9 protein-coding genes are annotated in these 13156 nt (G+C 57.9%); 8 read left to right on the forward strand and 1 reads right to left on the reverse strand.

Annotated elements, in window-relative coordinates; genetic code table 11:
* The first annotated feature begins 156 nt into the window (after positions 1 to 156).
* The 8 genes from VJ956_RS02385 (at position 157) to VJ956_RS02420 (ending at position 12592) form a co-directional block, all read left to right on the forward strand.
* Positions 157 to 2256, forward strand: a complete 2100-nt coding sequence (locus VJ956_RS02385; RefSeq protein ID WP_324081217.1) for a 3-hydroxybutyrate oligomer hydrolase family protein — start codon at positions 157 to 159, stop codon at positions 2254 to 2256.
* Positions 2257 to 2403: 147 nt separating this feature from the next.
* Positions 2404 to 3816: a sigma-54 interaction domain-containing protein gene (locus VJ956_RS02390; RefSeq protein WP_324081219.1), complete on the forward strand. Its 1413-nt coding sequence runs from the start codon at positions 2404 to 2406 to the stop codon at positions 3814 to 3816.
* Positions 3817 to 4137: 321 nt separating this feature from the next.
* A complete protein-coding gene (locus VJ956_RS02395; RefSeq protein ID WP_324081221.1) occupies positions 4138 to 5190 on the forward strand; it encodes a TRAP transporter substrate-binding protein in 1053 nt (350 codons plus the stop codon).
* A gap of 116 nt (positions 5191 to 5306) precedes the next feature.
* Positions 5307 to 5945, forward strand: coding sequence for a TRAP transporter small permease subunit (locus VJ956_RS02400; protein WP_324081223.1), 639 nt, complete (start codon positions 5307 to 5309; stop codon positions 5943 to 5945).
* Positions 5945 to 7309, forward strand: coding sequence for a TRAP transporter large permease subunit (locus VJ956_RS02405; protein WP_324081225.1), 1365 nt, complete (start codon positions 5945 to 5947; stop codon positions 7307 to 7309). The genes VJ956_RS02400 and VJ956_RS02405 overlap by 1 nt, the downstream gene beginning before the upstream one ends.
* Positions 7310 to 7321: 12 nt before the next feature.
* Positions 7322 to 8101: a 3-hydroxybutyrate dehydrogenase gene (locus tag VJ956_RS02410; RefSeq protein WP_324081227.1), complete on the forward strand. Its 780-nt coding sequence runs from the start codon at positions 7322 to 7324 to the stop codon at positions 8099 to 8101.
* Positions 8102 to 8117: 16 nt separating this feature from the next.
* Positions 8118 to 10130: an acetoacetate--CoA ligase gene (locus VJ956_RS02415; RefSeq protein WP_324081229.1), complete on the forward strand. Its 2013-nt coding sequence runs from the start codon at positions 8118 to 8120 to the stop codon at positions 10128 to 10130.
* A gap of 218 nt (positions 10131 to 10348) precedes the next feature.
* Positions 10349 to 12592, forward strand: a complete 2244-nt coding sequence (locus VJ956_RS02420) for an NADP-dependent isocitrate dehydrogenase (protein WP_324081231.1) — start codon at positions 10349 to 10351, stop codon at positions 12590 to 12592.
* A 5-nt stretch (positions 12593 to 12597) separates the two neighbouring features.
* Here the strand turns inward: VJ956_RS02420 and ybaK are convergent, their stop codons facing one another.
* On the reverse strand, positions 12598 to 13068 hold the full coding sequence (ybaK, locus tag VJ956_RS02425; protein ID WP_324081233.1) for a Cys-tRNA(Pro) deacylase: 471 nt from the start codon (positions 13066 to 13068) through the stop codon (positions 12598 to 12600).
* Between the last annotated feature and the right edge of the window lie 88 nt (positions 13069 to 13156).

The raw sequence follows: 13156 nt of genomic DNA on the forward strand, positions 1-13156 counted from the left end.
AGGGCGCGCTCTGAAGGCTGCATCTGCGGCGTTGCGACTCTTGCCAAGGGCTACGGCCATTGGCGGCGAGCCGCGCCTGGCATCTACAGCCTTCAGAGCGCGCAGAGACGATTCAGGAGTTGTTCAGAGGCTCCCTAACAACAACAGGGAATAATCATGAAAAAGCTACTTCAATGCACTCTGATCGGTGCAGTATCGCTTACAGGAACCGCGTGCAAGGCTCCCTTCAATCAGCTCCCGGATTTCGTTCAGGGAGAGGTCTTCGCGACTCAGTATGACGGTGTCACCAACGACCTCCTGACCGGTGGTCTGGGTGCCAGTGGCCTGGCCAGTGGCACGGCGCCGGGGTTTGACGATCCTCTCAACCCCACCGCTGAGGAGCTGAGGACCCTGGCAATCTACAATAATTATCGCGCCCTGGTCGATACCGTACCAGGCGGTGGCTACGGTGATTTCTTTGGCCCTCAGGTCGGTCGTGGGGGAGAAGGCCTGATACCGGGCGAAGAACATCTGGCCTTTATGACCGTTGACGGAAGCGATGTTCCGGTCACAGTAATGGTCCAGGTGCCCGACAGTTTTGACCCCAGGCAGGCCTGTATGGTGACGGCGCCTTCCTCTGGTTCCCGCGGCATCTACGGTGCAATCGGTACGGCCGGGGAGTGGGGCCTGAAAAAAGGCTGCGCGGTGGTCTACACCGACAAAGGCACCGGCACCGGTTCCCACAATCTGGCCACCAATGCGGCCCAGCGAATTGATGGGACGCTTACCCGGGATGACGGGCCTGTCCAGTTCCGCGCGCCACTGGACGACCAGGCACGGGAGGATTTCGACGCCGCCTGGCCCGATCGTTTCGCCTACAAACATGCCCATTCCCGGGTCAATCCTGAGGCAGACTGGGGCCGCCACGTTCTCCAGTCGATTGAGTTCGGTTTCTATGTGCTCAATGAGAAATTCGGGCAGGAAACCGGCAACGGCCGCAAGGTCGTGAAAGTGAAGCCGAAGAAGACCCTGGTGATCGCTTCCAGTGTTTCCAACGGTGGTGGCGCCTCTGTTCGCGCTGCCGAGCTGGACGATAGTGGTTTGATTGACGGAGTTGCCGTGTCCGAGCCCAACGTTAATCCGCAGGTCGACACCAGCTTTACCATTCGCCAGGGCAATGGCCCCGAGCTTGTCGAGCACAGTCGCAGCCTGCTGGATTACACCACGGCGCTGGCGGTGTATCAGGGTTGCGCGAATATCGCACCGGAAGTCCGGGACACAGCACCTCTGAACGCCGTGTTCAACAATTTCACCATCGCGGAGAATATCTGTAACGCTCTTTTTAACAAGGGGCTGGTAACGGGTGCCACCACCGATGACCGGGCGTCCGACGCACTGCGGATTCTGGAACAAGAAGTGGGGATTCAGCCCGAGCAGAACCTGCTGGCGCCGGTTCACTTCGGCCTGGCCGTGGCCCAGGGCATTTCCACGACCTATGCCAACACCTACGCCAGAGCCGGGGTGGAAGAAAGGTTGTGTGATATCAGCTTTGCCGCCACCGGGGCCGGGGGCGCTGTCGTGCCGATTGGCAGCGCTCAGGAGGCAGCCCTGTTCTCGGCAAGCAATGGTATTCCTCCCAGTGCCGGGGTAAATCTGGTGTATGACAACGCCGAAGGTCTGCCCACAAACCTGGCGGTCAGTGCTTCGCCCAGCTCCAGCGAGCAGGATTATGGTCTGGACGCGTTGCTATGTCTGAGAAGCCTGGCGGTGGCAACCGATGTTACCTCCGGTGCGGCGCTATCAGGTACTGCCGCAGAGCTGGCAGACCGTATTGCGGATGGCATTGCCCAGGTGCGGGCTTCCGGCAATCTCCGGGGCAAGCCGGCGGTGTTTGTCACCGGACGTGCCGACGCGATCCTGCCCATCAACCATACGTCCCGGCCCTACTTTGGCCTGAACCAGCGGGTGGAGGGCGGTAACAGTAACCTCAGGTACTATGAGATTCTCAATGCCCATCATCTCGATGTGCTGAATGGATTCCCCGGAATTGCGGGTCGATATGTGCCCCTGCACCATTACTTTTTCCAGGCGCTTGACCTGGTGTGGGCGAACCTTGCCGAGAAGCAGGCATTGCCACCGAGTCAGGTGGTCAGAACTGTGCCGCGAGGCAATATGGCGACACCGTTGTCCGCGGCCAATCTGACCCCGATTGCGATCAATCCGGCTGCCGGCGACCGCATCGTGTTCAGCGATGACCAGGTACAGATCCCGGATTGAACTGCCCGCTGGCCGGACGGCTCAGGTTGCCGGCCAGCATTGTTTGCCCCCATTCCGGGGGAGCCATATACTTCCATCACTGCACCCGGTCCGCCGGGTGCCATTGGTATTGCCATGAAGATAATCCAACCCAGTGGTACAGGGTACATGACCGAGTTGTTTAGCGAGAATAACAGGAGCGGCCTGACCAGGGACCTGATTCAGGCCCTGTTTCCGATGTTCGAGGAAGCCAGCGCCGGCGCTATCGCCGTTGATCGCGAAAGTCGTATTACCTGGATTAACAGCAGCTATGCTCATCTCCTGGGGCTGGGAAATCCTGAAACTGTCATCGGCAAACCGATCCGTCAGGTTATTCCCCAGACCCGGATGCCGGAAGTGGTGGAGACGGGCAAACCCCTGCTGCTCGATATCATGGAGCACAACAAACAACAGCTGGTGGTGACCCGCTTGCCATTTTATGACGACGACGGGCAGATCATGGGGGCTGTGGCTTTTGTTCTCTATGACGACCTGCAACCGCTGACACCGCTGGTGGCCAAGTATCGTCGTCTGCATCAGGACCTGGCGGCGGCCCGCAAGGCATTGGCGAAAAAGACACGTGGAACCCGATATAACCTCGCTGATTTTGTTGGTGCCAGCCCGGCGGCGCTGGAGGTCAAACGCCGTGCGCGCCTTGCGGCGGGAAGGGACATGCCCATACTGATCCGGGGCGAAACCGGTACCGGCAAGGAAGTCCTGGCACAGGCCATCCATGCAATGTCGGGGCGCGCGCATCAGCCCTTCGTCGGTGTTAACCTCGCTGCGGTTCCGGAAAATCTGCTGGAAGCCGAATTTTTCGGTGTCGCACCGGGTGCCTACACCGGGGCGGATAAACGCACCCGTCAGGGCAAGTTTCAGCTTGCCAATGGTGGCAGCCTGTTTCTGGACGAAGTGGGAGACATGCCACTGGCACTTCAGGCCAAGTTGTTGAGGGCCCTGCAGGAGGGTGAAGTCGAGCCGTTGGGCTCTAACTCGGTAACGGCAGTGGATGTAAGGGTTATTGCCGCGACCAGTCGCAATCTGGAAGCCATGATTGCCGAAGGCAGCTTCCGCTCTGATCTGTATTACCGGCTCAATGTCATGGAGATCACTATTCCGCCACTTCGTGACCGCCTGCCCGACCTCGGTGTGCTGTGTGAAGATATTCTTGAGAACAATGGCCAGGGACCGGAGGTGCGCAGGGAGATCACTGATGCCGGGGTTGCAGCGCTGGGCAGTTATGACTGGCCGGGCAATGTCCGGGAACTGCGTAACGTTCTGGAGCGTGCCCTGACCATGGGAGAGGATGGCGGCCAGCTCGACGCCAATGCAATTTTCCGGGTATTACCTCGCGGCGGAAGCCGTCCCGATCCCTTGCTGGTGCTGCGGCCGGTGAAGTCGCTCGCGAAAACTCTGGCCAATGCCGAAGCCCAGGCCATTGAAGAGGCCCTGGTGGCAAGTCGCGGCAATCGGACGCGCGCGGCCAGGATGCTGGGTATTTCGCGGTCAGTGTTCTATGAGAAACTGGCGCGGATGTCCTGAAATACGGACAGATGTCCATTTATCCGTACAAATACCTACGACTGACGGCAAAGTTTGTCTGGATATTCGGACAATCGTTGAGCCTTTCGTTGTCCTGTAAATTTTTAACCTATTGATTAAAATGATAAAAAATTTATTGGTACGGTTTCTGCCCCAGGCCTTGCCCGCGGACTGTCAGAACGCTGGCCAGACCAAGGCACAGGCTTTTCAAATTTTCGCGTTATTCGCCTTGTTTGCTGCAAATTTTGACTACACTTGAAGCAGATCTACCGGGGCACTTCCTGGTAGGCCGAAGACAAAAACAACGTTAGGAGACTAGCAATGAAATTTACCAAGGCCCTTACCGGCGTCGCAGCTGCGATCGCCCTGACTTCAGGCTCGGCTTTCGCAGAAGATTTGCGCTGGAAAATGCCGGTCGCCTTCGCCACTAATCTGCCCGGTCTCGGTGCCCCGGGCGGCTGGGTTGCCGAAAACCTCACCACTGCTTCTGATGGCAGCATCCAGGTTCGTGTCTTCGAGCCCGGCAAGCTGGTACCCCCTTTTGATATTCTGCAGTCTGTGTCTGATGGCAAGGTAGCTGCCGGTTACACCTGGATTGGTTACGACCAGGGCAAGGTACCTGCGATTCCCCTGTTTGCGGCTGTGCCCTTTGGCATGAAGCCCTGGGCCTATATGGGCTGGTACTACTATGGTGGCGGCCACGAAATGCTGCAGGAAGTCTACGCCAACAAGGGCTTTGATGTGCACGCCCAGCTGTGCGGCATTATCGGGCCGGAAACGGCGGGCTGGTATGCCGAACCCATCGAAACCCTGGAAGACTACAAAGGCCTCAAAATCCGTTTCGCGGGTCTGGGCGGCAAGGTTCTGGAAAAACTCGGAGCCTCGGTCACCATGATGCCCGGTGGTGAACTCTACCAGGCACTGGAAAAAGGCACTATTGATGCCACCGAATTTTCCATGCCAGCCATCGACCAGATCCTCGGCTTCAACCAGGTGGTCAAGTACAACCTGTTCCCGGGCTGGCATCAGCAATTTACCGCCCAGTACATGCTGATCAACATGGACGAGTGGAACAAGGCCACCAAAGCCCAGAAGGCGCTGGTTGAGGCCTCCTGTACTGCCGCTACGACCCGTGGCCTGGCCGAGGGCGAGTACAAGAACGGCAAGGTTCTGGCCGAGTTCCAGGACAAAGGTGTGCAGGCAGACCAGATTCCCGAGGACGTTCTGCGGGAACTGAGGGATGTCACTAACGAAGTGATGAAAGAAGAAGCCGCCAAGGATGCCGATTTCAAGCGCGTCTATGAAAGCCAGAACGAGTTCATGGAAAGCTACAAGGTATGGGATACCCGTGCCTACGTTCCGGCGGACCTCTAAGGGTCCGGGGCCAACCCTGAGCCACCGGCATATGACTGGTGCGCTCTGATAAATCTGGATGGCCCTTCGGGGTCATCCTTGTTTTGTTTTGGGCTTTCTGAGCGAGGAACTGATGTATGACGGGGTCAGATAAAGACGAACCTCATGATGTGCGGGCATCGGTGTCCGACGCCGGCAAATTTATCCATCACCACACCGAGTTTCCGACAACCTGGCCCAGCCAGGTTATGGACGCTGTGATTGCGGCCATTGGTAAAACCGCTTCCTGGCTCTGGATTGTGGTTACCGGCGTGATCATCTACGCAGTAGTGGGTCGCTATGCCTTTGGTGCCGGTTCTGTGATGCTGGAAGAAGTCCAGTGGCATCTGGCTGGTGCAGGCTGGTTACTGGGGCTGGGTTACACCCTGGTGACGGACGATCATGTGCGGGTGGATGTGATTCACGAACGGCTGTCCCTCAAGGGGCAGGGTTGGGTTGAACTGTTTGGCCTGGTGGTCCTGTTATTGCCATTTCTGGTTCTGGCAGTCTGGGAGATGGTCCCTTACGCCTACAGCTCCTGGCAACAGGGTGAAACCAGTGCGGCACCTGCCGGACTGTCACACCGCTGGGTCCTCAAGGGCGTTCTGGCATTGTCCTTTGTCCTGCTTATTGTGGCTGCGCTATCCCGTCTGCTGAAAGTCACCGCCTTTCTTTTCGGTTTTCCGAAGCCAATTCGGATCGAGTCCGGCAATAACAAGAAAGAGGATGCGTCCTGATGGAACTTGAAACCCTGTTTGTAATCGGCATGTTCCTGACCTTCGGGGCACTGCTGATGACCGGCTATCCTGTTGCCTGGGTACTGGGTGGCACCGCCGTTATCTGGACGGTCATAGGTGTTGTGGCCGTTGAAAATTTTGGTGCCAATCTCTGGTTCGACTATTCCTCCTCCATGGGGCTGGTGCCCGAGCGAATATGGAAGGTCGTGGGCAGCGAGACCCTTGTGGCCCTGCCCATGTTTATCTTCATGGGCATCATGCTTGACCAGTCCGGTGTTGCTGAAAAGCTGATGAACAGCATGGTAAAACTGTTCGGAGGCATTCGCGGTGGCTATGCGGTTACGGTGATCGTTATCGGTGTGCTGCTGGCTGCCACCACCGGTATCATTGGCGCGTCCGTGGTACTGCTGGGCATGCTCTCGCTGCCGGTAATGATGGAGAACAAGTATGACAAGGGCTTTGCGGTGGGCACGGCCTGTGCCACAGGTACTCTGGGGATACTGATTCCGCCCTCGATCATGCTGGTGCTCATGGCCGACCGGCTTGCGGTGCCAGAGGCATCTGTGGGTGATCTGTTCATGGGCGCCTTCTTTCCCGGTTTGATGCTGGGTGCCATGTACGTGGCCTACGCGATTATCCGCCCCATGCTGCAGCCCCATATTGCGCCGGTGCCGGAAGGTACGGAAAAAGTGACCTGGAGCATTGTCTGGGAAGTGGCCAAGGCGGTGGTGCCGACAGCGGCGCTGATCCTGGGGGTACTGGGCTCCATCTTTGCCGGTATCGCAACACCAACGGAGGCCTCCGGTGTTGGCGCTCTGGGTGCCCTGCTACTGGCGCTGATGTCGAAACGCCTGAACCTGAAAGTGCTCACCTCGTCAATGCAGCAAACCACACGCACTTCGGCGTTCATCTTTGCCATTTTCCTCGGGGCAACAGCCTTCTCGGTGGTATTGCGGGGGCTCGGTGGCGACCGGGTCATAGAAGATGCGCTGCTGGGCCTACCTTTCGGACCCTATGGCGTGATACTGACCATTCTGTTCGGCGTGTTCCTGCTCGGTTTCTTCCTGGACTGGGTTGAGATCACCCTGATTATCCTGCCGCTGGTGGCACCGGTGGTGCAGACACTGGGTTTTGACCTGGTGTGGTTCACCATCATGTTTGCCATGTGCCTGCAGACATCCTTCCTGACGCCGCCGGTGGGTTTTGCCCTGTTCTATATAAAAGGTGTTGCGCCGCCGGAAATTGACGTGCTCGACATCTACAAGGGTGTCATACCGTTCATCATTATTCAGCTGGTCGGTCTGGCGATCGTATTCCTGGTGCCCGAAATTGCAACCTGGTTGCCTGCTGCGGCTTACGATTAAGGAGATAATAAAATGCGTCTGGAAAACAAAGTAGCCCTGATCACCGGCGCGGGACGTGGCATAGGGCGGGCCGTTGCCGAGCAGTGCGCCCGCGAGGGCGCCCGGGTTGCTGTCGCTGACCTTACCCCCGAAAGTGCTCAGGAAGCCGTTGATGCCATTGAACAGGCGGGCGGCACCGCCATGGCCCTGGCCATGGATGTGACCGACGAGCAGGCGGTCGACCGCGGTGTCGCCGCAGTTGTGGAAAAGTGGGGCGGCCTTGATATTGCCCTTGCCAATGCCGGTATCCAGCACATCGACCCGGTACACAAGCTGGCTTTTGCCGACTGGAGCAAGGTCATGAGTGTCCACCTGGATGGCGCCTTCCTTGTCACCCGTGCCGCGCTCAAGCAGATGTACGCTGGCGGCGGTGGCACCATGCTCTACATGGGCTCGGTCCACTCCCATGAGGCATCCCCGCTGAAGGCACCCTATGTGGCGGCCAAACACGGCATGCTGGGTCTTTGTCGCGCCGTGGCGAAGGAGGGTGCAGAGTATGGGGTACGCAGCAACATCATCTGCCCCGGGTTTGTGCGGACGCCGCTGGTAGACAAGCAGATTCCGCAACAGGCCAAGGAGCTGGGTATTTCCGAGGAGGAAGTCATCAGCAAGGTGATGCTGAAAAATACCGTCGACGGCCAGTTCACCACCCTGGAAGACGTCGCCGAACTGGCGGTGCATCTGGCTGCCTTTCCGTCCGCCGCCCTGACTGGCCAGTCCATCGTCGTCAGCCACGGCTGGCATATGAAGTAACTAACAGGAGACATGGATGAGTAACACAGAGCAGTGGCCGGTGGTGTGGTCTCCCTCGGAAGCCACACTGAAACATAGCCGGATGGGCCAGTTCCAGAGCTGGCTGGAGCAACAGGGCTTTGGCCCGTTTGCCGATTATCACGCTCTGCACCAGTGGTCAATCGAGAACCTTGAGACCTTCTGGCAGAAAGTCTGGGACTACTGCGGTCTGATATGCGACACCCCGGCGGAGCGGGCATTGGGCAAGCGCGAAATGCCTGGCGCGGAATGGTTCCCGGGTATGAGACTGAACTTTGCCGGTAACCTGTTGCGGCTGGCGGATGGTGACCATGCCGACCACGAGGCGGTCGTGGCCTACTGTGAAACCCGCCCGGTCCTGCGCCGCACCTATGCGCAGCTGAAAGCCGATACCGGGGCACTGGAAGCTTTCCTGCGCAAAAACGGTATTGAGCAGGGCGATCGGGTCGCGGGTGTGGTCACCAACGGCTATGAAGCCCTGGTCGGCATGCTCGCCGCTACCAGCCTCGGAGCCATATGGAGCTCTGCCTCTCCGGATTTCGGGGTTGGTGCCATTCTCGACCGTTTCGGCCAGATCGAGCCGGCGGCGTTGATTGTGGTCAATGGCTATGGTTACGGTGGCAAGGTTTTCAAGCGTCAGCGCGATTTCGCCGGGATGATCGATGGCCTGCCGAGTCTTCGCTGCGTGGTCAGCATCGAGCAGTTGCCGGGCGAATCCGCCATAGCCGGTGACCTTGTCACCCACTGGGACCATGCCCTCGCTGAGGGCCAGGGTCAGGAGCCCTCCTTCACCCCGCTACCACCGGATCATCCGGTGTATATTCTCTATTCCTCCGGTACCACCGGAAAGCCCAAGTGCATTGTTCACGGCAGTGTCGGGCTGGTGGTCAATCACGCCAAAGAGCTGATGCTCCATGGTGATGTTGGTCCTCAAGACCGCTTCCTCTACTTCACCACCTGTGGCTGGATGATGTGGAACTGGCAGGCTTCCGCGTTGTTGACCGGCGCCGCGGTGATCACTGTAGACGGTTCGCCGGGCTACCCCGATCTGAACTACCTGTGGCGGATTGTGGCCGATGAAAAAGTGACTCATTATGGCACCAGCGCCCGTTTTATCGCCGGTTGCCGCAAGGCCGAGCTGGCCCCAGCGAAAACCCTGGACCTGAACGCCCTGCGCGTGGTGTTCTCCACTGGTTCCCCGCTGCTGCCGGAAGACTATGACTGGGTCTATAGCGATGGCGCCCCCGGAGTATTGCTGGGCTCCATAGCCGGCGGCACAGACATCTGCGGCTGTTTCGTAGGCTCCACTCCGCTATTGCCGGTACGCCGCGGCGAAATCCAGTGCCGCTTGCTGGGTGTCGACGCGGTCGCCTATGACGACGACGGCAAACCGGTGAGCTCAGGACGCGGGGAACTGGTGTGCCGTCAGCCACTCCCTTCCATGCCGGTGAGCTTCTGGGATGATCCCGGGAATGAACGGTACCTCGCGGCCTACTTTGATACCTTTGCCGATACCGCCCCCGGAGTCTGGGCCCATGGTGATTTCATAGAATTCACCGAACATGGCGGCGCGATCATCTACGGCCGCTCCGACGCTACACTGAATCCCGGTGGCGTGCGCATTGGCACTGCCGAGATCTATCGTCAGGTGGAAACCATCAAAGCAGTGAAAGACAGCCTGGTCGTCGGTCGCCAGGTCGATGGCGACGTGGAGGTGACGCTGCTGGTCATTCTGGCCGAAAATCAGACCATGGATGACGATTTACAGAAGACTCTCAAATCGCGGATCCGCTCGGGCGCGAGCCCCCGTCATGTGCCGAAACACATCATTGAGGTTCCGGATATTCCCTACACCCGCAGCGGCAAGAAAGTGGAACTGGCGGTGGCCCGGATGATCAATGGCTCATCCAAAGCGGAGAACCGGGATGCACTGGCAAATCCGGAGGCGCTTGACCGAATCGGTGATTGTCTCGCACAGGCAGGTTTATTGCCCGACTCCAAAAACCCGTAGTTTTTGTCAATTGGCCAGTTTTCATCGAACTGTCGCCGGTTTAAGGGAATGTAGAGGCCGTCCTTCTACTAAAATCTTAAGCCGGCAAGGCGAAAACAATGCTATTTTAGTAAACCTGTCACCCGATTATGAATCAGTCATTGCCCGGTTCAGAAGTTCACGGAACCACTGGCCGGGCCATGGCCGTCCTGAACTCATCCATTGTCCTGAGGACGAAAATGAAATCATCCAAAGCCAAAATCATATACACCCTGACCGACGAGGCACCGGCCCTTGCTACCCGTTCGCTACTTCCCATCCTTGAAACCTATGCCAAGCCGGCCGGCATAGAATTTGAAACCAGCGACATCTCCCTGGCAGCGCGTATTCTGGCCCTGTTTCCCGATTTTCTGGAGCAGGACCAGCAGGTTCCGGATGATCTGAAAGCGCTGGGCGAATTTACCAAAGATCCCGAAGCCAACATTATCAAGCTGCCCAACATCAGTGCTTCAATTCCCCAGTTGCGGGCAGCCATCCAGGAATTGAACGAGCAGGGCTACAGGATTCCGGAGTACAAGGAAAATCCCGGGACCGACGAGGAGAAAGAAGCACAGGCACGCTACTCCAAAGTACTGGGCAGCGCCGTTAATCCGGTGTTGCGTGAAGGTAACTCTGACCGCCGGGCACCAACCGCAGTAAAGGCCTTTGCGCGCAAGCACCCCCATACCATGGGCAAATGGAGCCCGGCGTCACGTACCCATGTGGCCCATATGCGCGGTGGCGACTTCTATTCCAGCGAGCAGTCCCTGACGCTGGACAAGGCCACCACGGCCCGGATCGTTTTCGAGAATACCGAAGGCAAGCAGACGGTGCTTAAAAGCGAACTGCCTCTGCAGAAGGGCGAAGTGCTGGACGGCATGTTCATGAGCTGCAAGGCCCTGCAGAAGTTTTTCGAAGCCTGCATTGAAGACTGCGAGAAAACCGGCGTGATGTTTTCTCTGCACGTAAAAGCAACGATGATGAAAATTTCCCACCCGATCGTATTCGGGCATGCGGTGAAGATCTTTTACAAAGAGTTGTTTGACAAGCACGGCGAGCTGTTCGAAGAGCTGGGGGTGAATGTAAACAACGGGCTTTCCAGCGTGACCGAGAAGATCAAGCAGCTACCTGAATCCAAGCAGGAGCAGATCCTGGAGGATTTGCATGCCTGCTACGAGCACCGTCCGGAAATTGCCATGGTGGACTCGGTCAAGGGTATAACCAACCTGCACGTTCCCAGTGACGTTATCGTCGACGCTTCCATGCCCGCGATGATCCGCAACTCCGGCAAGATGTGGGCCCGGGACAACAAGCTCAAAGACACCAAAGCGGTGATGCCGGAAAGCACTTACGCCACGATTTACCAGGAAGTGATCAACTTCTGCAAGACCCATGGCGCGTTTGATCCCACCACCATGGGCACAGTGCCGAACGTTGGCCTGATGGCCCAGAAGGCTGAGGAATACGGCTCTCACGACAAGACCTTTGAAATCAAGGAAGACGGCATCGTTCGTACTATTGACGGGGACGGCAAGGTACTGACCGAGCACAGGGTCGAGAAAGGCGACATCTGGCGTGCCTGCCAGACCAAGGACCTGCCCATTCAGGACTGGGTAAAGCTGGCGGTGAATCGGGCCCGTGCCACCGGTATACCGGCGCTGTTCTGGCTCGACGACGAACGCCCCCATGATGCCGAGTTGATCAAGAAAGTGGAAATGTATCTCAAGGACCACGATACCGAAGGCGTGGAGATCCTGATCAAGTCGCCGGTGCGTGCTATCCGCTGGACCATGGAGCGTCTGATCCGTGGCCTCGACACCATTTCTGTCACCGGCAACGTGCTTCGTGATTACCTGACCGACCTGTTCCCGATCCTGGAGCTGGGCACCAGTGCGAAAATGCTGTCCATCGTACCGCTACTCAACGGTGGTGGCCTTTATGAGACCGGCGCCGGTGGCTCTGCGCCCAAGCACGTTCAGCAGTTGCTGGAGGAAAATCACCTGCGCTGGGATTCCCTGGGTGAATTTCTGGCCACTGCGGTTTCCCTGGAGGAACTGGGTGAAAACCAGAACAACGAGCGCGCCCGTCTGCTGGGTGTGACCCTGGACAAGGCCACCGAGCGCCTGCTGGAGAATAACCAGTCACCGTCGCGTACTACCGGTGAACTGGACAACCGTGGCAGCCACCTGCACCTGGCGTGCTACTGGGCAGAAGAACTTTCCAGACAGGAGGGCGACCAGGAACTGAGAACCTTCTTCGCGAAGCTCTCAGAGCAGCTTGAAAACAACAAGGACAAGATTCTTGAAGAACTGAGCGCGGTGCAGGGCCATCCTGCGGATATCGGTGGTTACTATCACCCGCCCGCGGAAAAGGTATGCAGGGTGATGCAGCCCAGCGAAACTCTTAACTCGATTCTGGCTGAGGCCAAGGCGTCGGTTAAATAATCTTGCTATGACTGTTGCAGGGGCGCAAAGGCGCCCTGTGTGACCGCTGCCAGTGCCGCCGGGGCGAGTTCGATTTCCAGCCCGCGCCGACCGGCGCTGATAAAGACTGTAGCCAGTGGTTCTGCCGAAGCGTCGATAAACGTGCGCAGTCGTTTTTTCTGACCCAGCGCACTGACTCCCCCCAGCACGTATCCGGTACTGCGCTCGACCGTTTTCCTGTCGGCCATTGCCGCTTTTTTACCGCCGGCCGCCCGCGCCAGTTCTTTCAGGCTCAGTCTTGTGCTGACCGGCACCATGCCCACCACCAGTTCCTCGCCATCCAGGAGTGCCACCAGGGTCTTGAAGACCCGACCGGGATGGATCCCCAGCTTTTCCGACGCTTCCAGGCCCCAGGATTCTGCTTCCGGGTCGTGTTTATAGGTATGCAGGGTGTAATTTATGCCGGCATGATCAGCGGCTTTGATTGCGGGGGTCAATTGCTATCTCCTGTTAGTCACATCTGGCAGATGTTTGAGTTAAGCTTAGCGTAGAGTTTATTGTGGATCCGGGTTCAGTTGTTCAAGC

The sequence above is a fragment of the Marinobacter sp. genome, assembly GCF_035268745.1.
In the GTDB taxonomy this organism is placed as follows: domain Bacteria; phylum Pseudomonadota; class Gammaproteobacteria; order Pseudomonadales; family Oleiphilaceae; genus Marinobacter.

Bases quoted from the DNA above. Each gene is read 5' to 3' on its own strand.
- VJ956_RS02385 (WP_324081217.1), top strand. From the start codon at position 157: ATGAAAAAGCTACTTCAATGCACTCTGATCGGTGCAGTATCGCTTACA.
- VJ956_RS02390 (WP_324081219.1), top strand. From the start codon at position 2,404: ATGACCGAGTTGTTTAGCGAGAATAACAGGAGCGGCCTGACCAGGGAC.
- VJ956_RS02395 (WP_324081221.1), top strand. From the start codon at position 4,138: ATGAAATTTACCAAGGCCCTTACCGGCGTCGCAGCTGCGATCGCCCTG.
- VJ956_RS02400 (WP_324081223.1), top strand. From the start codon at position 5,307: ATGACGGGGTCAGATAAAGACGAACCTCATGATGTGCGGGCATCGGTG.
- VJ956_RS02405 (WP_324081225.1), top strand. From the start codon at position 5,945: ATGGAACTTGAAACCCTGTTTGTAATCGGCATGTTCCTGACCTTCGGG.
- VJ956_RS02410 (WP_324081227.1), top strand. From the start codon at position 7,322: ATGCGTCTGGAAAACAAAGTAGCCCTGATCACCGGCGCGGGACGTGGC.
- VJ956_RS02415 (WP_324081229.1), top strand. From the start codon at position 8,118: ATGAGTAACACAGAGCAGTGGCCGGTGGTGTGGTCTCCCTCGGAAGCC.
- VJ956_RS02420 (WP_324081231.1), top strand. From the start codon at position 10,349: ATGAAATCATCCAAAGCCAAAATCATATACACCCTGACCGACGAGGCA.